At 61.7% G+C, this 19,945-nt stretch carries 19 protein-coding genes; 6 read left to right on the top strand and 13 right to left on the bottom strand.

What is annotated here, in order from left to right:
* The first annotated feature begins 45 nt into the window (after positions 1 to 45).
* Positions 46 to 1,161, top strand: a complete 1,116-nt coding sequence (locus AC1DWA_RS15950; protein ID WP_477846436.1) for an NDMA-dependent alcohol dehydrogenase — start codon at positions 46 to 48, stop codon at positions 1,159 to 1,161.
* Positions 1,162 to 1,218: 57 nt separating this feature from the next.
* On the opposite strand, the gene AC1DWA_RS15945 is transcribed toward AC1DWA_RS15950, so the two are convergent.
* Together AC1DWA_RS15945 and AC1DWA_RS15940 are read right to left on the bottom strand one after the other, a co-directional pair.
* Positions 1,219 to 2,214 carry an alpha/beta hydrolase gene (locus tag AC1DWA_RS15945; RefSeq protein WP_020971029.1) on the bottom strand — a complete coding sequence of 332 codons (996 nt, stop codon included), beginning with the start codon at positions 2,212 to 2,214 and terminating at the stop codon, positions 1,219 to 1,221.
* Positions 2,215 to 2,415: 201 nt separating this feature from the next.
* Positions 2,416 to 3,006, bottom strand: coding sequence for a GlcG/HbpS family heme-binding protein (locus AC1DWA_RS15940; RefSeq protein ID WP_428691062.1), 591 nt, complete (start codon positions 3,004 to 3,006; stop codon positions 2,416 to 2,418).
* 184 nt (positions 3,007 to 3,190) lie between these two features.
* On the opposite strand from AC1DWA_RS15940, the gene AC1DWA_RS15935 reads away from it, so the two are divergent.
* Together AC1DWA_RS15935 and AC1DWA_RS15930 are read left to right on the top strand one after the other, a co-directional pair.
* Positions 3,191 to 4,360, top strand: coding sequence for a sensor histidine kinase (locus AC1DWA_RS15935; RefSeq protein WP_308372542.1), 1,170 nt, complete (start codon positions 3,191 to 3,193; stop codon positions 4,358 to 4,360).
* The gene (locus AC1DWA_RS15930) at positions 4,357 to 4,986 is read left to right on the top strand and encodes a response regulator (RefSeq protein ID WP_477916817.1); all 630 of its coding nucleotides are present in this window, start codon (positions 4,357 to 4,359) and stop codon (positions 4,984 to 4,986) included. Before AC1DWA_RS15935 ends, AC1DWA_RS15930 begins: the two co-directional genes overlap by 4 nt.
* A gap of 20 nt (positions 4,987 to 5,006) precedes the next feature.
* Here AC1DWA_RS15930 and catC read toward each other — a convergent pair whose 3' ends face one another.
* Genes catC through catA form a run of 3 tightly spaced genes read right to left on the bottom strand, consistent with a single transcriptional unit; the run spans position 5,007 to position 7,292 of the window.
* Positions 5,007 to 5,288, bottom strand: a complete 282-nt coding sequence (gene catC, locus AC1DWA_RS15925) for a muconolactone Delta-isomerase (protein ID WP_003940264.1) — start codon at positions 5,286 to 5,288, stop codon at positions 5,007 to 5,009.
* Positions 5,289 to 5,301: 13 nt separating this feature from the next.
* On the bottom strand, positions 5,302 to 6,423 hold the full coding sequence (locus AC1DWA_RS15920) for a muconate/chloromuconate family cycloisomerase (protein ID WP_019745627.1): 1,122 nt from the start codon (positions 6,421 to 6,423) through the stop codon (positions 5,302 to 5,304).
* Positions 6,424 to 6,452: 29 nt separating this feature from the next.
* Positions 6,453 to 7,292: a catechol 1,2-dioxygenase gene (gene catA, locus AC1DWA_RS15915; protein ID WP_021331787.1), complete on the bottom strand. Its 840-nt coding sequence runs from the start codon at positions 7,290 to 7,292 to the stop codon at positions 6,453 to 6,455.
* A 198-nt stretch (positions 7,293 to 7,490) separates the two neighbouring features.
* On the opposite strand from catA, the gene AC1DWA_RS15910 reads away from it, so the two are divergent.
* Positions 7,491 to 8,261 (top strand): IclR family transcriptional regulator, encoded by a 771-nt coding sequence (locus tag AC1DWA_RS15910; protein WP_060938243.1) that lies wholly within the window; start codon positions 7,491 to 7,493, stop codon positions 8,259 to 8,261.
* Here the strand turns inward: AC1DWA_RS15910 and AC1DWA_RS15905 are convergent.
* Positions 8,258 to 9,196 carry an AraC family transcriptional regulator gene (locus AC1DWA_RS15905; protein ID WP_047889028.1) on the bottom strand — a complete coding sequence of 313 codons (939 nt, stop codon included), beginning with the start codon at positions 9,194 to 9,196 and terminating at the stop codon, positions 8,258 to 8,260. The two genes, AC1DWA_RS15910 and AC1DWA_RS15905, sit on opposite strands and share 4 nt — an antisense overlap.
* Positions 9,197 to 9,471: 275 nt before the next feature.
* Here AC1DWA_RS15905 and AC1DWA_RS15900 point away from each other — a divergent pair, with 275 nt between their 5' ends.
* Together AC1DWA_RS15900 and AC1DWA_RS15895 are read left to right on the top strand one after the other, a co-directional pair.
* Complete coding sequence (locus AC1DWA_RS15900) at positions 9,472 to 10,041, top strand: flavin reductase family protein (protein ID WP_477846435.1); 570 nt, start codon at positions 9,472 to 9,474, stop codon at positions 10,039 to 10,041.
* A gap of 11 nt (positions 10,042 to 10,052) precedes the next feature.
* Positions 10,053 to 11,681, top strand: coding sequence for a 4-hydroxyphenylacetate 3-hydroxylase family protein (locus AC1DWA_RS15895; RefSeq protein ID WP_020971036.1), 1,629 nt, complete (start codon positions 10,053 to 10,055; stop codon positions 11,679 to 11,681).
* Positions 11,682 to 11,867: 186 nt separating this feature from the next.
* Here the strand turns inward: AC1DWA_RS15895 and AC1DWA_RS15890 are convergent, their stop codons facing one another.
* Genes AC1DWA_RS15890 through AC1DWA_RS15860 form a run of 7 tightly spaced genes read right to left on the bottom strand, consistent with a single transcriptional unit; the run spans position 11,868 to position 19,926 of the window.
* Positions 11,868 to 12,758: a phytanoyl-CoA dioxygenase family protein gene (locus AC1DWA_RS15890; protein WP_020971037.1), complete on the bottom strand. Its 891-nt coding sequence runs from the start codon at positions 12,756 to 12,758 to the stop codon at positions 11,868 to 11,870.
* A gap of 10 nt (positions 12,759 to 12,768) precedes the next feature.
* Positions 12,769 to 13,644, bottom strand: coding sequence for an NAD(P)-dependent oxidoreductase (locus AC1DWA_RS15885; protein WP_020971038.1), 876 nt, complete (start codon positions 13,642 to 13,644; stop codon positions 12,769 to 12,771).
* 5 nt (positions 13,645 to 13,649) lie between these two features.
* On the bottom strand, positions 13,650 to 15,131 hold the full coding sequence (locus AC1DWA_RS15880) for a flavin-containing monooxygenase (RefSeq protein ID WP_477846434.1): 1,482 nt from the start codon (positions 15,129 to 15,131) through the stop codon (positions 13,650 to 13,652).
* Between the two features lie 15 nt (positions 15,132 to 15,146).
* Positions 15,147 to 16,631 (bottom strand): aldehyde dehydrogenase family protein, encoded by a 1,485-nt coding sequence (locus AC1DWA_RS15875; RefSeq protein WP_477846433.1) that lies wholly within the window; start codon positions 16,629 to 16,631, stop codon positions 15,147 to 15,149.
* Positions 16,628 to 18,118, bottom strand: a complete 1,491-nt coding sequence (locus AC1DWA_RS15870; protein ID WP_230091019.1) for an amidase — start codon at positions 18,116 to 18,118, stop codon at positions 16,628 to 16,630. Before AC1DWA_RS15870 ends, AC1DWA_RS15875 begins: the two co-directional genes overlap by 4 nt.
* Positions 18,105 to 18,863 (bottom strand): gamma-glutamyl-gamma-aminobutyrate hydrolase family protein, encoded by a 759-nt coding sequence (locus AC1DWA_RS15865; protein ID WP_477846432.1) that lies wholly within the window; start codon positions 18,861 to 18,863, stop codon positions 18,105 to 18,107. The genes AC1DWA_RS15870 and AC1DWA_RS15865 overlap by 14 nt, the downstream gene beginning before the upstream one ends.
* The gene (locus AC1DWA_RS15860; protein ID WP_019745639.1) at positions 18,841 to 19,926 is read right to left on the bottom strand and encodes a Zn-dependent alcohol dehydrogenase; all 1,086 of its coding nucleotides are present in this window, start codon (positions 19,924 to 19,926) and stop codon (positions 18,841 to 18,843) included. The genes AC1DWA_RS15865 and AC1DWA_RS15860 overlap by 23 nt, the downstream gene beginning before the upstream one ends.
* Positions 19,927 to 19,945: the final 19 nt, after the last annotated feature.

Here is a 19,945-nt window from a genome sequence, read left to right as displayed (position 1 = left end):
GACAACTGAGGTAGCCGAAGAACAACTCTCACCTCAGGAGACAACTTGCGCACTCGTGGAGCCGTCATTCGCCAAGCACCAGGCACATACGAGGTGGTCGACCTCGAACTCGATTCACCCCGCAGCGGCGAACTCACTGTCAAGATGGTCGCCTCCGGCCTGTGCCACTCGGACGATCACATCGCCAGCGGCGACCACGGAGTCGGCCGCTATCCCATCTGCGGCGGACACGAAGGCGCCGGAATCGTCGTCGAGGTCGGGCCGAACACCGAAGGATGGTCCGAGGGCGATCATGTCGTGTTCTCGTTCCTCGCCGCCTGCGGCCGCTGCCGTTGGTGCGCAAGCGGAATCCAGAACCTCTGCGACAACGGTGCTGCCATCATGACCGGCAGCAGGCCCGGCGAAACCTCTAGTTACAGAATGTCTCTCGACGGTCAGCCAGTCGCACAAACCTGCGGCCTGTCCACCTTCAGTGAACACACCACGGTCAGCACTCTCTCGGCCGTGAAAGTCGACAAGCACCTGCCACTCGACGCTTTGTGTCTGCTCGGCTGCGGCGTCGGAACCGGTTGGGGTGCCGCGGTCAACTCCGCTCAGGTGTACCCCGGGCAGACGGTCATCGTCATGGGCGTCGGCGGAATCGGAATCAACGCGGTGCAGGGCGCCTCGCATGCCGGCGCCGCCCACGTGATCGCGATGGACCCGGTTGCGTTCAAGCGCGACAGTGCATTGAAGTTGGGCGCCACCCATGCCGTGGCAACCATGGAGGAAGCCACGGACATCGCGCGCTCGTTCACCAACGGCCAGGGCGCGGATTCCGCCATCGTCACCGTCGGCGTCACCACCGGAGAACATGTCGCGCAGGCATTCTCGTCGATCCGCAAGGCAGGAACCTGCGTCGTCACCGGCCTCGGGAAGATGACGGACATCGGCATTCCCGTGAGCCTGATGGAACTCACACTGTACCAGAAGAGAATTCAAGGATCCTTGTTCGGCGCATCCAATCCCACTGCCGACATTCCCTGGATGATCGATCTCTATACCAGCGGCAAGCTCGAACTCGACGGACTCATCACCAACCGGTACAGCCTCGACCAGATCAACGACGGTTTCGCCGACATGCATGCCGGTCGCAACCTCCGCGGAATCATCACCTTCTGAGCGAGATCTCTCCGGACTTGACGCATACGCCAGTCCGGAGAGATCCTCACATCTGCGTCACCAGGCGTTCATGGTGTCGAGGATTTGTCCTCTGGCCATCCACAATTCAGCAGACCAATACGGCCAGGAGTGAATCCCGGCGGGCGGAAAGCTGTACGTCGCTGGGATTCCCATGGATTTCAGACGAATTTCGAATGCACGCGCGTGCACCCAGGAGAGCGCCTCCAGCCCCATACCTGTCGCCGTGTGGAAGTAATCGATCGGCGCAGACGGATGATCGTACGGTCCCGGGATGCCGTTGGACGACGAAATGTACATCGACAGTCCGCGAAGCGATTCCGCGTTTACGAACGGGTCGTTGCGAAGCCACCCGGATGACCACGGCGGACCCCACATCGAATCGACGTTGTACCGGCCGGCGTCGAACATGGCTACGCGGATCGCCTCACGCATACCCGGGCCCGAGATATTGATGTAGCCGGACAGCGAGCCCGCGAACTTGAACTGATCCCGATGATGCCCCGCCAGGTTCAACGCGGCACTTCCGCCCATCGACAACCCGATGATCGCATTGTTGGTTGGTGAAACACCATACCCTGCAAGGAAGTCCGGAAGCTCGCGCGTGAGAAATGTTTCCCACCTGTACGTTATGGGCTGAGCATTGAAATTGGACGGCGCGTACCAGTCCGTGTAGAAACTCGACTCACCGCCGACCGGCATCACCAACGTGATGTTGTCGTTGCGGTACTGATCGAGTGCGTTGGTTTCGAAACTCCAAGCATTCCTGTCGTTTTGCGCGCGAAGACCGTCAAGTAGGTACAACGCGGCGTTGCCGCCCCGCGCGGCCCACTGCACCTGAACCTTGATGTTTCCCATCGAAGACGGGACCCACAACTCGTCGTAACCACCCCATGGCGCCGTGTGCGCCGGAGTAGCGCTCGCGGCGGTCGGACCGAACATGCCGCCGAGGAGGAAGATCGACAACAACGCCGCTACGAGCACCCGCGCCCGCCGTGTATTGCGTTCGGGCAACCTGAATCTGATTCTCTGCAAGGTTGTGTCTTTCCCCGAAACTGCGCATCAAGAAACTCGCTTCGGTAAGTGCATCGTCGGTTCCACTGTCGACGTGTTTGTCCCTTTCCGGGGGCTCCGGTGTTACAAAGTCGAGGTCATCGCAACAATCAGACAACTGTCGTGCCGAGCGAATCCAGGTGGCGAAAAGCACAATTCACGAAGCACGCTGAATGCGCTCACTCAGCCGAGTGACGAAGCGATCGCATCACGACCTGCGGCAGCACACGCTTGGTCCTGCATTCCGTCCGGTGCACCACCGACACCGATGCCGGCGATCGACGCGGATCCGGCCTTGACAGTGACTCCACCTGCAAGGAAGAGAGTGCCGGGGAGGTCGGCGATGGTCGATCCCTCGCCTTTGGTACGCTGCGAGAGGTCACTGGTGTCGGCTCCGAAAGCTGCAGAGGTGTACGCCTTCTCACGTGAGGCCTCCACCGTGTGCTGGGCTGAGTTGTCGCCGCGCACCATAGCGATGACGTTTCCGGCACGGTCGACGACGGAGACGGTGACAAATCCGAGCCCGTCCGCCCGGCATTTCGCCAGGGCCGCACCAGCAGCCTTCACTGCTGCGTCGGCGCTGAGTCGATTCTGAGTGACAATCGCCGAATCGCCAGTCGCAGCAGGCTGCTGCGTGGCAGAAATCGACGTCGTGCTCGATGCGTTCGCCACCGGTGTGTCGGTGGTCGAGCACGCGGCGCTGGCAAGGATTGCGACAACCGGAACGGCGACAGCGAGCGTACGGGGAAGTCGTGTGTAAATGCGGTGGTTCATGTCGGGCACACTTTCAGTCGAATGGTTCGAAACCGTCCACTACAGCGTCGCGTCCGAGTGCGGGTGCGCACATCGGGCGCTCGGGTGACGAACCGTGCCCCGTCTGGTTGTGCAGATATCATCCGAATGGTTGATACGACGGCCTGGCGCCCTCCGTAATATTCGAGGGATGAGTAACGGAGCCATGAACGCCGACGCCGAACTCGGCCTGCGCGGCCCGTTGGCATATGCGATCCACGCGTCGTTCTTCGTACTGCTGTCCACGTCAGGAGTCCGGTACGTCACAGTCCACGGGACCAGCGGTCGGTTCGGGGTGGTACTCGTCCTGGCCGTGGTCCTCGCCTTGCTCTACGCCGTCATGGCTACGGTGTCTTCGCGAGATGTGGTTCGCCAACGACTGTGGATGTGGCCGGTACTGAGCACCTGGGCAGCGCTGGTCTGGCTTGCGCCGAGTTTCGCGTGGTGTGCGTTCCCCATTCTCTTCCTCTGTATTCGTCTGTACCCGAGCAAGATCGCCTACCCCCTCGTCGGGATCCTGGGCGTCCTCGCCGGAATCGCGTTCTACCGAGTCACCGGTCGTGCCGAATTGGTGACACTGCTCGGACCTCTGTGCACCGCGGCACTGGTCGCGGCGGCGTACGGGCAGATGGAACGAGATGCCCGAGAACGCCTTCGGCTTCTACGTCAGGTAGCAGAAGCGCAATCTGCATTGGCTGATACCGAACGTGCTGCCGGCGTTGCCGCTGAGCGAGAGCGCCTCGCGCGCGAAATCCACGACACCGTTACTCAGGGACTGGCGAGCGCTCTTCTACGACTCGAGGCAGCCGAACAAACTTGGAATACAACGGGTTCGCCGTCTCGAGCCGATATCGATGCCGCGGCAGAGAATATCCGCACGAGCCTGATGCAGAGTCGCGACCTCGTCCACGATCTGGCACCGACCAAGGGCGGTACGGGCGACTTCGACGCCTTGGTCGTGGCCGCCGCCCGCCAGTTCGTCCCGACCGTTCGGATCCGCACCGTCGGTGAAGCCGTCATCTTGCCCTCGGACGTAGCTCATGCCATCGTGCGAGTGGTCTCGAGCGCGTCCTCCAACATCGCCCGCCACGCTCGCGCCGAAACGGCGGGCGTGACGATCACGTATCTCGACGACTCCGTCTCCGTGGACATCTTCGACGACGGCGTCGGCTTCGATCCGGGAAAGCTCGCCGACCATTCTCGGTACGGTGGATACGGCCTACGTGCGATGCGAAGTCGCATCGCACAGCTCGGCGGATCGTTCACCGTGGAAAGTGCACCGGGAGACGGCACCGTCGTCGCGGCCCAGTTCCCTCTCGAACGGAGGATCCGGTGACCACCACCATTCGCGTGTTCCTCGTCGACGATCATCTGGTCGTGCGAGCCGGGCTGAGAGCGCTGCTGAACACTCAGCCGGACGTCGAAGTAGTCGGCGAAGCATCGTCCGGTGAGGGGGCGGCCACGGCGATACCGTCGGCCTCACCGGATCTGGTGATGATGGATCTGGACATGGGCACCGGCATGCACGGTGCAGAAGCGATCAAACGCTTGCGAAGCGACGGTGTCGATGTTCCCGTACTGGTTTTCACGACGTATGACACCGACGCCGACGTCGTGCGAGCCGTCGACGCCGGTGCCATCGGTTACCTACTCAAGGACTCAACGCCCGACGAGATCTTCGGCGCGGTGCGCGGCGCTGTAGCCGGGCGCAGCGTTCTCTCTCCCACTGTGGCCTCTCGTCTTGTCCAGCAGATGCAGCGCCCGCAGGAAGCGCTCACCGCCCGTGAGTCCGAACTGCTCAGCCTGCTCGCCGAGGGGATGACCAACCGCGAGCTGGGCAAGGCACTCTTCATCAGCGAAGCGACGGTGAAAACCCATCTTGGGCACATCTACGCCAAGCTCGGCGTCGATACCCGCTCTGCCGCAGTGTCCGTCGCATTGCGCYGCGACGGAATACGCTGACCCGCCCGCCCGCGCAGGCTCTACTTGATCGAAGATCCGTGCTGCGTCAACGGCATGACCTCGATGGTCATGTACGGGAACAGCGGGAGGTTCCAGAGAATCTCATGGAGTTCGTCAGCCGACTCGACGTCGAAGATGCTGATGTTGCTGAACTGTCCCACTATTCGCCACAGATGCACCCACTTTCCCTGTCGCTGAAGGTCTTGCGAGTACGCCTTCTCCGTTGCGACGGTATCGGCGCGTACTTCCGGATCCAGGTCGCGCGGAATATCGACGTCCATTCGAACGTGAAAGAGTGCCATGTTCTTCTATCCTCTAGTTCCTGGTCCAGGTCTTGACGGCGTCCATGTTGAGTTCGACTCCCAGGCCAGGTCCGGCGGGGAGGTGCAACTGACCCTCGGAATACTTCAGGGGTTCCTGAAGCAACTCTTCGCTGAAGAGCAGTGGGCCGAAAAGCTCTGTTCCGAAGTTGATTCCGGGCTCGGCGCACGCGAAGTGCAACGAAGCCGCGGTACCGATCGGACCCTCGATGGACGTCGCACCGTGGCACGCGATACCGGCGGCCTTGGCAATTGCGACGATGTCGCGGCTGCGCTGGAGGCCACCACACTTGGTGGTCTTGAGGGCGATGACATCGGCGGCGCTCCGGCGGGCGATTTCGAGAGCGTCRTGTGGGGTCTGCACACTCTCGTCGGCCATGATCGGAATCGGTAGTAGCCTGCTGAGTTCGGCGAGGACCTCGATTTGGTCTGCCGGAGTGGGCTGTTCGATCAGTTCGACTCCACCGTCTGCGAGTTGTGGCAGGTACCGCAGCGCCGTGAAACGATCCCACCGCGCGTTGACGTCGACGCGGACGCCGGCGTGGCCGTCGAGCGCCTGCGCGATGCTGACGATGCGCGCGACGTCGACCGCCGGGTCGAGTGCTCCCATTTTCAGTTTGAAGCTGAAATTGAGCCGGGATTCGAGCTTTTCGTGAGCTTCTTCGATGATCTCGTCCGCCGGCGCAGCACCCAGTGCCCACGTGACGTCGACACTCTCGCGGAAAGCCCCGCCGAGGAGCGTGTGCACGGGGACTCCCAGGCTACGTGCCCAGGCGTCGTGCAACGCCACGTCGACGGCGGCCTTCGCGAATCGTGCATTGGCAACAACTTTTTCGATGTCGGCCATGATCGCGGTGATCTGATCCACGCGCCTGCCGACCACCACCGGCGCGATGTACTTCTCGATGATGACCTGCATCGTCTCCACCGATTCGCCGCCCCACCACGGACCGCCCGGAACGACACCTTCGCCATATCCGATAACACCGTCGGATGTGCGAATCGCGACCAGCAACAACGGCTGCGCCGTCATCGACGTGGTGGCGAACTTGTGGGGGCGAACCAGCGGAACGTCGAGGATGGTCGTCTCGATGGAGACGATCGACAGGTCTGTCATCAAATCACTTTCTTTCGAACAGTTGTGGATCAGGCCGGGTCGAGCACGAAGTCGTACGTGACCCGGTTGATTCCATCGGCACCCGGCTTCGGATCGAGAATCAGTTCGGGCTTCGTGGCAGTTGCCACGTCGTTCTCGATCCACTCACCGTCCTTGAAATAGAGCTGGGTAGTGATCGTGCGCTTACCGGGAGCCTTCACCATGAGGTGCAGGTGCGCTGGACGCCACGGATGCCAGCCGGCCTTCTCGATGAACCAGCCGGTGGGGCCGTCGGTCGGGATCTGGTACGGCGCAGGCTGAATCGTGGTGATCTCGAAGCGCCCCTCACCATCGGCAACGATCGTTCCGCGGAGGTTACCGTCGGGGATGTGCGGCGCGAAATGGGAGTAGTAGCCCTCGTCGTCCGCATGCCACAGCTCGACGGTGGCCCCATCCAACCCGTTGCCGTCGAGATCGCGAACCTGGCCCTCGAAGACCAGCTTCGATCCAACCTCGTTGTCACGCATCGGAAGTTCACACTTGGATGGCAACGTCTTGGCGTCGGCGACGTAGTAGGGGCCCTCGATGCTTCCCTTGGTGCCGTGCTGGCCGCGGTACGCAACCTCCTCGACGTTGTGCTCGAGGAAGACGTCCAGCCACAGGGGCCACTCGCCGAACTGGCCGATGTCGATGAGCCACTGCTTGAGTACGCGGTACTCGGGGTAGGTGATGCCGTGCTTGTCGATGACGCCGGCAAGTGCCTCGAGCACGTCCTTGGCGATGGCCGAGACGCGCTCGGGCGGGGTGTCCGCGCTGACTCGTTCCTGGAGGAACTTGTCGGTGGCGGCCGTGCCCGAACCTACTGCGGTGGGGCTCTCGGAAGTGGTCATGTGGTCCTCCTCGGGGCCGTATGTGGCTGTTACCGGGTGGGTGCCGTACTGCTGGGCTGAGTCGGCTTCCCAAGTCTGTTTGTACGCTTTGCGTACATCTGTTACGCTGTGCGTACGCTTGTACTGTGCGCCCAGTCACAAGGTTTGTCAACCTTCGAGGGCACTGATCAGGCATACCCGCAGATGAGAGGTCATTCCGTGAGCGAGAACGATCGCGATTACATCCAGAGCATCGAGCGTGGATTCGCTGTGCTGACGGCCTTCGACGAGAAGAACCCCAACCCGTCGCTCGCAGATCTTGCCGCCGAAACGGGCCTCTCCCGCCCCGCGGTCCGACGTATCCTCCTCACCCTGCAGAAACTCGGATACGTCACCGGCAACAACAGTCGGTGGTCGCTCACCCCGCGCGTTCTAAGCATCGGCCAGCACTTCTCTGCATCGCATGCCCTGACCGAGGCGGCGCTCCCCCGCCTGCTGGAGATCGCAGAACACACTCACGAGTCGGCGTCGCTGGGCGTGCTCGACGGCGTCGACGTGGTCTACGCCGCGCGTGTACCCGTACGCCGGATCATGAGCATCAACGTCAGCGTCGGTACCAGAGTGCCTGCATATGCGACCTCCATGGGCCGCGCCCTGCTAGCTTGGGCGCCAACCGAAATCGTCGACAAAGTCATCGCGAACTCCACGTTCGACGCCCTCACACCCACCACGATCACCGACGAAGGCGCATTCCACACCGCACTTCGAGTGGTGCGCGAGCAGGGTTATGCACTCACGTCCGAGGAACTGGAAGACGGCCTGATTTCCCTCGCCGCCCCCGTCCGCGACGCCGGCGGAAGCGTCGTCGGTGTGGCAGCGTGTTCTACCTCGGCCGGACGCACAACCCCGGAAGCCTTTCGCACCGACGTCGCACCGTTCCTCGTCGAGAAGGCGAATCAGCTCAGCGCGGACATGGGGTACCGGAGCTAACTTCTCAATACTTCGGAAGGCAACACACCGTACTTACGCCGAAAAGACGACGCGAATCGTCCGGTGTGCGTAAAACCCCATCTCACAGCGACATCGGTGACCGTCGTCGAGTCGTCGGCATCCACCAGATCTGCGTGGACCCGCTCGAGGCGGATGTCGAGCAGGCATTCCGACGGACTCCGGCCCACGTACTGCCGAAATCCCTCCTGCAATCTCCGTACGCTGACGCCCGCCACCTCGGCCATCTCTGCTGCGGTCCACACGCGGGCCGGGTCGTCGTGCATCTCGTCGAGCACCCGCTTGACGATGCGCGGCCTGGCGTGTCGCACCGCGTCCTCACTTTCGGGCATTGCAGCGAGGACGAATGCCGTGACCACGGCACCGGAGAGCTGAGCTGCCACCAGTTCGTTGTGCAGCACGCCGACCGGGCCGAGGATCTGATCCGACAGTGAGCGAACAAATTTCAGCCATCTGGCTCCGTCGTCTCCCCGAAGATCCACCTGATCAGGCAAGTGCATTCCGGGCCGGCCAAGTACCTTCTCCATCTCGCGGTCGAGGTACTGACGGTCCATCCGGACTCCGACAATTTCGCAGTCCGCGCTCCACCGCGTGATTCTTGTGGTGATGTCGGGCGGACACACCGTCGCAACGCCCTCCGTCGAGAGCACGTGCGAGCCCGCGAACACCGACTCGAGCTCGCCCGAGAGCGGGATGTTCACCCCGTAGGCACCGGGATGCTCGGATTCGACCGCGACGTCTGCTCCCCATCGAATATGAGCGATCCTCAGCGGTCCCAACTCGGCGGTGCACACCCCGACTCCGCTGGCCGCGTGCCGTGACAACGGCGTGAGTGTGTGCGGAAAATAGGCGTCCGAAACCGCATCACACGCCTCGTCCCAGTCGCGGGGAGCTGTACCGATCTTGGAGTCGACCATCGTCCTTCTTCACCTTCCAAACCCGTGACCAGCCACATTGCCGAGCATGAGCGCTGAACATCATTGAACACTGTGTCCCCGGTCACTTCCAAGAGGAAACGGATACAGGCTTCGATCGGGTGCGCAATCCGGATAGACACCGCGCTGTACGGATCGACCGAACGCCGCGCTCGCCGTACGTTCGTCTTCACTCCCGGCGCGAGTCGTCCAGCACCTCCGCCTCCCGCACTTCGCGGCACCCTCACTCACCAGCCATCCGACAAGGAGGTCCGGTCATGGAACAAAATCAGCTTCGAGGCATCTTCGGCCAATTCGCGAGCGGCGTCACCGTCATCACCTGTACCAATGCCGACGGTCAACCACACGGAGCCACCGTCACCGCATTCACGGCAATCTCCCTGGAACCACGCCTGTGCCAGATCACGATGACGCGAAAGTCCAAGGCGTGCGGCTACCTCGGCAACGCGCCGTTTGCCGTCAACATCCTTGCCGCCGACCAAGTGGACACGGCCATGCATTTTGCCGGCCGACCGCAGCGCACCGAACCGAAGTGGATCGACGGACCGACCGCTCCCCTGCTCGACGGCGCCGCAGCAACCATCTCGTGCGTCCCGTGGAAGGAGTACGACGGTGGTGACCACATCATCTTCATCGGTGAGATCGTCGATGCGCAGTCGAGTGGCAAGGATCCGCTTCTGTTCTACCGAAGCACTTTTCACGACCTAGGCACCACCTCGTCGACCACAGTCTGGAACGGCAGTCAGGACGACCCCCACAGCGGATGGTTCGACGCCACCACTTCCTTCACCCCGATTCATCTTCAGCCCGCACCCCAAACGATCTGAAAGGCTTTGCCATGACGACCACCGAAATTCCTCCCACCGGCGTCGACCCCGCAGATTCCGGAGCGCCACAGGTCAATCCGGCCGCCGACAGCGAAGCCAACCGCACGAAGAACTTCGCCACCCGGCCGATGACGGGCGACGAGTACATCTCGAGCCTGCAGGACGGTCGCGAGATCTGGCTTCACGGTGATCGCGTCAAGGACGTCACGACGCACCCCGCCTTCCGGAATCCGATCCGCATGACCGCAAGGCTGTACGACGCTCTGCACACGGGCGAGCACGTGGACGCCTTGACCGTTCCGACGGACACGGGCAACGGCGGTGTCACCATGCCGTTCTTCCGCACTCCGACGTCGTCGGCTGATCTACTCAAGGAACGCGACGCCATCGCGACGTGGGCACGTATGACCTACGGCTGGATGGGCCGCTCCCCCGACTACAAGGCAAGTTTCCTGGGAACCCTCCACGCCAACAAGGAGTTGTACGCACCGTTCCAGGACAACGCCGAGCGCTGGTACCGCGAATCGCAGGAGAAGGTTCTGTACTGGAACCACGCGATCATCAATCCCCCGGTGGATCGCCAACTTCCACCGGACGAAGTCGGCGACGTCTTCATGAAGGTGGAGAAGGAAACCGACGCCGGTTTGATCGTCAGCGGCGCCAAGGTGGTCGCCACCGGATCGGCGATCACGAACTACAACTTCATCGCTCACTACGGTCTGCCGATCAAGAAGAAGCAGTTCGCCTTGATCTGCACGGTACCGATGGACGCCCCGGGTGTGAAGCTGATCTGCCGCACCTCGTACACCGAACATGCTGCGGTGATGGGCAGTCCGTTCGATTACCCGCTGTCGAGCCGCATGGACGAGAACGACACCATCTTCGTCTTCGACAAGGTGTTGGTTCCATGGGAGAACGTCTTCATGTACGGCGACGTCGACCGGATCAACGCATTCTTCCCTCAATCGGGTTTCCTGCCGCGCTTCACCTTTCAGGGCTGCACTCGCCTGGCCGTCAAGCTCGACTTCATCGCCGGCCTGTTGATGAAAGCACTCGAAGCCACCGGCGCCGGCGGCTTCCGCGGAGTTCAGACCCGTGTCGGTGAAGTAATCGGGTGGCGAAACCTCTTCTGGTCGTTGACCGAATCGATGGCACGCGATCCCGAACAGTGGGTCGGCGATTCGGTGATACCGAAGCTCGAGTACGGCCTCACCTATCGAATGTTCATGATCCAGGGGTACCCGCGGATCAAGGAGATCATCGAACAGGACGTCGCGTCGGGCCTGATCTACCTGCCCTCGAGTTCACTCGACTTCAAGAGCCCGGACGTACGCCCGTACCTCGACAAGTACGTTCGTGGTTCGGACGGCATCACCGCCGTCGACCGGGTGAAAGTCATGAAGGCGCTGTGGGATTCGATCGGCACCGAGTTCGGCGGGCGCCACGAACTCTACGAACGCAACTACTCCGGCAACCACGAAAACGTCAAGGCGGAACTGCTGTTCGCAGCCCAGAATCGTGGACACGCAAGTTCCATGAAGGGACTGGCCGAGCAGTGTCTGAGTGAATACGACCTCGACGGCTGGACGGTCCCTGACCTCATCGGCAACGACGACGTCTCGTTCTTCAAGAACCGGTAGCTCACGCGGTACGAACACTGCACCCTTGGTCAGGACTAGGCAATTGCCTAGTCCTGACCTGAGACACACGATGTCAAGGTGAATCAGCTGGAGTACGCCCATGACGGATATGTTTCTCGATTCGAAACCCAGAAACTACTGTGCGAGTTGGGTTGCGGGTGGCAAGCGACGTGCAGAATCGAGGGTTCAGCGGGCAGTCGGGAGTTCGACGGCGCCGTTTTCGAGGAGAACGTGTGCGTCGATCATCTGACCGCCCCGTTCGACGTAACCCATCAGGTTCGCTCCGGACCCCCAGCCGAGCAGTCGCTGTACCTCTTCAGAAAGATCAAGCAGTTTTTCACGCGGGATTGACAGGTATTGGTTCTCTTCCTGACGTAAGCAGGCGAGGTCGAATGCCATCGTCAAGCCGGTCCGTGGCGCCTCGGACGAGTTGTTACCACCGCCGTGGTACGTAGAACCGGTCCAGATGAGGGCAGCACCGGCCCGCATCACGGTCGGCGCCGCTTCGGCTTGTTTCGGGCCTCGTTGGTCGTCCCACCGATGGCTTCCGGGTATGACGAGGGTGCCGCCGTTTTCTGCTGTGAAATCGCTGACCGCCACCATGATCTGCAGTCGGCCCTCGCGTCCGTAGTCGGGGTGGCGCCACAGAAAGCTCGTGTCGTCTCGATGAAGACGCTGGGCACCCTGCCCAGGGTGGATTTCGATTGCCTGAGTGACACCGATCTGGATATCAGGCGTGATTTCGATCTGGTCGTCTCCGACCCAGACGGACAGGGGCACCTGAAGGATCTTCTTGGCGGCCCCGTAGTAGAGCGGGTGGAGCGCGATCTGGGGCATGAGGTCGATCCGACCGAACAGCCCTCCTGCTCTTCGCGTTTGGGTTCCGGCGAAGAATTCGTCTTCTCCGTAGCCGGTGCTTTCAAGGACGGGGCCAAGTTGGGCGCGCAGCTCGTCGAGCTGGGGGGTGTCGAGGAAATCTTCGACGATGACACCGCCGTCGCGGTGGATCACGTCGACGATCTCGTCGACTGTTGTTGTCGAGGGCAGGGCGGTGAGGTGATTGGCCATGGTTGTCATTGATGTCTCCTTAGATTGCGGATTGAGGGTTGGCGGAGAGTGTTTCGATTTGGGCGAAGATGCCCTTGTCCCCGTGCCCGGCTGCGCATGCACGTTGCAAGTTGTCGAGATTCGCCGTCATCAGAGCGGCGCGTTGGCCTGCTCGCTGCATCGATTGTTGCCAGGCTTCTACTGCGGCTGCGTATACGTTCAAGGTTGCCTGATCGGTCTCGTACTCTCCGGATTCGAACGCTTTGAGTGCTTCGTGAAGGAGTTCGAGAAGTTTGTCGGTCCACAGGTGCAAACTGTGGCGCATCTCCGCGATCGCGACGTCCTCGGACCGCACGTACGCTGCTGCTTCGTGGAAGGCACCGAGCGCGACGTTGAAGAATGCGCCTGCCATGGCCGCGTCGATCACGTTGGCGGCACCGGGACGGGCTCCGACATATCGTGATTGGGCGGCGATGGGTGTCAGAAGGCTCTGGACGTCCTCCCACACGTCCTCGTCTCCGGAATAGTTGATCCCTGAACTTTCGGTTCCGATGTCCTCCGGGTATGCAGCTATGGCTCCGTCGAGGTACCGAGCGCCTCGTCCTGCGATCCACTCGGCGAACTGGTTCGCTTCCTCCGGCGTACCGGTTGCGGTGTTGACGATGATTTTTCCGGCAATCGAATCTGCTTCTGTAACGACATCTTTGGCGATCTCGTAGTTCAGGAGACTGATGACGATTAGCGGGCTGGCCGCAATCGCAGATTGTGGAGATTCGGCGACTGTAGCTCCAGCCGCAGCGAGGGGTAACGCTCTGTCGGCGGTTCGATTCCACACCGTCACCTTTGTCCCGCTGCGTATGAGCGCCTGAGCGAGAGCTGTTCCCATCAAGCCGGTGCCGAGTATTGATACGTCCATGTTGTTCATCCTTTGCCTGTCGTCAGTGCATGGAAGTCGGACTTGCGGAATAGCCTGGTGCGCAACCAGTATTCGATTGTGCTGGCCGGCCACAGGGTGTCGATTCGACCGTCAGCGGATTGATACCAGCTGTCGCAGCCACCCGATGCCCATACAGTTCGGCGCATGCGTTCTTGGATGGCGGCGTAGCCGCCTGTCTGGACGGTGCGATCGAGTTCGAGGGCAGAGATACTTTTTCGGCGCATGTACTGCACTGCCGAAGCGATGTATCTGGCTTGTGCTTCGATCATGAAGATGATCGAGTTGTGACCGAGACCGGTATTCGGGCCGTTGAGGAACCACAGGTTCGGGAACGCGGCGGATGCAAGCCCGAGCTTTGTTGCGGCGCCCTCGCGCCAACTGTCGGAGAGTTCGACTCCTTCGCGGCCGAATACTTTCATCGGTGCCAGGAAGCTGGTTGCCTGGAATCCGGTCGCGAAGATCAGGGTGTCGACTTCGTGTTCCGCTCCCTCTGAGTCAATGATCGAATGCGGGCGGATCTCGGAAACCCCCGAGGTGTTCAAGTGCACATTTTCCCGTTGCAGCGCGGGGTACCAGTCGTCGGATATCAAGCGACGTTTACAGCCGGGATCGTAATCTGGGGTGACCTTCTGCCTCAAGTCCGAATCCGGCACTTGCTGTTGAAGATTGGCGAGCGCCTGGGATCGGTACTGTTCGACGAGTTTGCGATTTCCGAGGAAGGCGCTGGCGAGCTTTTCGAATGCCCAGTAGGTCCGCCATCGCAGCCACCGTTGACGATAAGGACGCCGTGAGAATCTTTCGCGGGTGGCGGGCGACAGCGCGGCATCACCACGTGGCATGACCCAGTTGGGTGATCGCTGAAACACATGCAGGGTCTCGGTGTGCGGGGCGATTTCGGGGACGAACTGGATCGCACTGGCGCCAGAACCTATCACCGCGACACGCCTTCCCGACATGTCGAGGTCATGTCGCCACTTGGCGGAGTGGAATGCGGCACCCTCGAATGATTCCAGTCCGGGTAGCTGCGGGATGTACGGATTACTCAAGCCCCCTGAGCCGTTGACGACAACGGCAGCCGTCACTGATTCGCCGGATGCGAACTGGATGTTCCACCGGAGCCGGTCCTCGCCGAACCGCATTTCGGAGACCTCGACACCGAAGCGGATGTGCGGCAGCAAATCATACTGCGCAGCAACAGATCTGAGATAGTCGAGCAGTTCCGACCATGGCGGGAAGATACGGGTCCAGTTCGGGTTCTGAGCGAAGGAGTAGGAATACAACACGCTGGGCACATCGCAGGCTGCCCCTGGGTATGTGTTGTCGCGCCAGGTTCCGCCGACATCGTCGGCGCGTTCGTACAGGACGAAGTCGTCGATGCCCTTCTTCTTCAGTTCGATCGCCATGCACAGCCCGGAAAACCCGGTTCCGATGATCGCGATGTGGCCGTCGTTGACCCGTGATGACATGTGCTGTGCCTTTGTTCAGAGATGGATCCACGTCGACTTCGTCGACGTGAATTTGTCGAGTGCATGGATGCTCTTGTCCACACTGTGGCCTGAGAGTTTGCGACCGCCGAAGGGGACGGAGAGATCCCCTTCCTCGTAGCAGTTCACCCAGACAAGACCTGCGTCGATTTCGCGCGTGAGCCGGTGGGCTCGTGTGAGATTCGACGTCCACACCCCCGCTCCGAGACCGAACGGTGTGGCGTTAGCCAACCTGACGGCGTCAGCGTCGTCAGTGAAACGGGTGACTGCGAGGATCGGTCCGAAAACTTCTTCGAGGAACAGGCGGTGCTCGGCCTGAACATCGGTGAACACGATCGGATCCAGGTACGCCCCCGAACCTGCTCGTTCCTGCAGCGAACCGTGGGCGAGCGTTGCGCCTTCTGTGTGAGCAGTTCTCGCGTGTTCGAGGACGTCCGCGCGATGCGCCCGACTCGCGACGGGCCCGATGTGGGTATCGGGATCGAAAGGGTCACCGACAGTGCAGCGCTTGATTTCCGAAACGACCTCGGCGACGAATTGATCCGCGATCGTTTCCTCGACCAACAAGCGAGCACCTGCAGTGCACATCTGTCCGGCGTTGAAGGTAATTGCCCACGCCACGGTGCGCGCTGCAACGGCGAGGTCCGGAGCATCGGCGAATACCAACTGTGGGCTCTTGCCGCCGAGTTCGAGATGCACGGGTTTCGCATTCGACTCACCCGCGTAGATCAGCAGCTGTTTGCCGACGTCCGGTGATCCGGTGAAGGTGAGACAGTCGACGCCGTTGTGGCGAGCAAGGGCAGCTCCGGCCTGTCCACCGCTACCTGTGACAACTTGCAGCACGCCGTCGGGAAGTCCTGCAGCCGAACCCAGCTGAGCCAAGCGAAGCAAGGACAACGGTGACTGTGTAGCGGGCTTGATGACCATGCTGTTGCCTGCAAGCAACGCAGGGGCGATTTTCCAACTACTGAGAGTGAGTGGGAAGTTCCATGGGGTGATCGCCGCGACCACCCCCACCGGCTCACTGCTCACCAACGCGACCGCATCGATCAGGCCGCGTGGCGACTCGTCGTAGAGTTTGTCAGCCAGTTCTCCATACCAGCGGAAGGTGTTCTCGACGGCGCGCAGCTCGATATCACGTGCCATCTGGATCGGCTTACCCATCTCGAGTGTGATGAGCGCAGCGAGTTCGTCGCGGTGCTCGTAGACGAGCTCTGCCCACCGCTGCAGTACCGCACCACGCTCGCGCGCACTGATCCTCGCCCACCGGCCATCGAGAAACGCCGCGCGAGCACCTTCGACGGCTCTGTCGACGTCGGCGTGAGTGGCCAGCGGGACACTGGTTACGACGGTGTCGTCATGCGGGGATAAGACATGGTGGCGCTCACTCCCGTCACCGTTGAACCATTGACCGTTCAGCCACATAGCCGATGGCGCTTCGATTGACGTCGCGAATCGTGTCCATTCCTCGCGGGTGTTCATGTGCGTTCCGTTTCCGAGTAGAGGGTCGGCATTTTTTCCGTTTCTGGGAGGAGCGGCTTGCCGGCATGAATCGGTGGGACGCGGCCTGCCCATGGGACGGCTTCCTCGAGTTGCGCGGCCACGGCAAGCAACAGATCGTCACGGCCGGGAGCTGCGGCGAGCTGCACTCCGATCGGCAGTCCGTCACACATTCCTGTGGGGATGGAGATAGCCGGTTGGCCCGTGACGTTGTAGATGGCAGTAAAGGGCGAGTACTTCGCCAAGGTGTCCACCCACTCGCCGGCGGTGATACCCCGCCGGTTGGAGTCGAGTTCGCCGACGTGCCAGGCGGTCGTCGGTGTGGTGGGCGTGAGAGTGAGGTCGAAGAATTCGAAGAAGCTCGCCGTGCCACGGGTCAGGTGATTCTGGTAGCGGCGGGCGCGGGCGATGTCCGCCCATTCCACGGTGAATCCGTGACGAACCATGGCGGCAGTCGAGCTCTCCAGCGAGGAGTACATGTCCTCGATGGCGCGTACTCCGGTCAGTGCGCGCATGGACTCTGCGATCGACGCAGACCAGAAAGTGAGATTGAGATCCCGAAACAGTTCGGGGTCAACATCTGGTGCCGCAATCTCGACGTGGCCGCCGAACTGTTCGAGCAAGCGCGCGATGCGCATCACCTCGGCTGTCACGGCGGGGTCCGCAGCGTGACGACTGCCAGGTGATTCGGTCGACACAGCGATCCGGAGGCCTTTCGGTCGCCGGCCGACTGCTCGGCTGTAGTGGCCGGGGCTTCGACGCGGCTGAAAGTACCGGTCCCCCGGTGCGCTGCCGTGCACTACGTCCATCAACGCGGCGGCGTCGCGAACTGTCCGGGTGACCGCGAACTCAGTCGTGAGGCCGAAGAGCGGTTCATCCGAATCCGGGCCGGGTGGAACGAGCCCGCGGGTCGGTTTGAGTCCCACCACCCCGCACAGTGCGGCAGGGATTCTTATGGATCCGCCGGCGTCGTTGGCGTGCGCCCACGGCAAGGCCCCGGCGGCAACGAGCGCCGCGGAGCCACCGCTGGATCCACCGGCGACCCGCTGTGGGTTCCAGGGGTTGCGGGTAGGACCGTTCACTGCCGATTCCGTCGTTGCGCTGAATCCGAATTCTGGTGTGGCAGTGCGACAGGTCACGGACAGTCCGGCAGCGCGCCACCTAGCCATCAGATCGGAGTCACGTGTGGCGATATAGCCTGCGGTTGCTGCGCTACCGTTCTCGTTCGCTATCCCCGCCGCAGTGCACAGGAGATCTTTGAGCGCGAACGGAACTCCGCTGAAAGGACCGGATGTGGAATACGTCGGTGGTGGGTCGAGTGGAGGACCGACGGTGGCACCGAGGTGCGTGTCGACGTGGGAGATTGCAGCTAGTGCGGCTTCGCGCACTTCAGCAGGGGTTACTTCTTTCCGGTCGAGTCGACATTTCAGATCCGTGGCGTCCATGTCCGAGTATTCATGCAACTCCATCGAGCACTTCCTTTCGCGCGAGAGCGACCTGGACCAACCAAGCGAAGACGGGGTCCTTCCGGCGCCATTCCGGATGCCATTGGACGCCGACGATCGGTCTCCCGCGCATCTCCACCGCTTCGACGACACCGTCCGGAGCCCACCCGCTGGGAGTGAGGCCCGGGCCGAGCCGGTCCACTGCTTGGTGGTGCAAGGAGTTGACCTCTACGTGTGCGCCGTATATCTCGAACACCGTCGAATCAGTGGCGATCCGTACGGGGTGGGTCTCCTCGGCTATGCCCAGTCCTGGTGACTTGTGGTTGATGTCTATGGTCGGAAGATCAGGCACGAGCGTGCCTCCCAATGCCACATTCAGCATCTGCATCCCGCGACAGACACCCAGCAGTGGAGTACCGAGTTCTACTGCACCCGATATTAATTCGATCTCATACGCATCTCGACGCGGGTCACTGTCCGGGTCGGTGGGCGCGGCGTCGATACCCAGTGTTTCGGGGTGAACATCCTGCCCACCAGAGATGACTATTCCGTCGAGCCGCTCAATCAGGTCGATTCCGCTTGCCTCATAGGGAATTTGGACGACCAGGGCGCCTTCGGACGACAGCCGGGTGGGAAAATCGGAGTAGTGCATGTCGAACTCGAGATGGCGGTACCGAGGTTCGACGGCCAGGCGTTCCGCGCTCGAGCGCCGACCGGTCGCTCCGATCAATGGGCGACGCGCACGCTCAGGCGAATTCGACGACGACACGATTCACCCCTCCTTCACGAAGCGCTGCGATTCCTGTGTTGATCTCGCCGAAGGGGACTCGCAACGAGATCATCTCGTCGAGTTCGAGTCGGCCCTGGACGTACAGCTCGGCCAATCGCGGAATATCGGTCGGGAATTGGTTCGACCCGAGGAGGGAGCCTTGCAATCGCTTCTCCTGGAAAAACAATTCCGACGCTGTGATCCGCAGCGGCTCGTCATCAGGAACCATGCCGAGGACCGTGGCCACTCCGCCGGGAGCGAGCATCGAGAATGCCTGCTCGACAGTGACTCTGCGGCCGATCGCCTCGAATGAGTAGTCCACCCCACCCGGACACAACGCGCGTACGGCGTCGACTGGTTCGATCTCAGCCGCGTTCACTGACGCAGTCGCCCCGACTCGAAGAGCCTGATCGATACTTCGCTGGTCCACATCGATCGCGATGATCCGGGCCGCGCCGGCTAGCCGGGCGCCCTGAATTACCGAAAGCCCCACGCCTCCACAACCGATGACGGCAACCGACGACCCTGGTTCGATGCGAGCACTGTGCCAGACCGCCCCGACGCCGGTGATGGTGGCGCACCCGAGCAAACTCGCGCGATCGAGAGGTACCGAATCGTCGACGCGGACGACGCTGTTCTCGTGCACGAGCATCTGTTCGGCGAATCCACCGATGCCACCCATTCGTCCCACTGCGCGCCCGGCCTTGGTCGTCAACGCCGGCTGGGGCCGCGAGCGGAGGCGGGAATGATTGGAGCAGAGGGTGAGTCGACCTGCAATGCAGTATCGGCATCGGCCACAAAAAGCTGTCATGCACGTCACGACGTGGTCGCCAGGCGCTACAGCCGTGACGTCTGACCCAACCGATTCGACGATGCCCGATGCCTCGTGACCGAGCACCTCCGGAAGTTCTGTTCGCCAGAGCGCGTCCACGTAGTGCAGATCGGTATGACACAGCCCGACGGCTGCTGTACGTATGCGAACTTCTCGAGGTCCGGCCACGTCGATGTCGAGTTCTTCGAACTCGAGCCGACCAGGGGCAGCGTTCAGTATTGCTGCTTTCATCTTCAGACCTGTCCTCGTT

The organism is Rhodococcus sp. P4_F3_2 (assembly GCF_056401335.1).
Note: the sequence above shows the minus strand (reverse complement) of the source record. Positions and strands in the feature narration are given on the sequence as shown.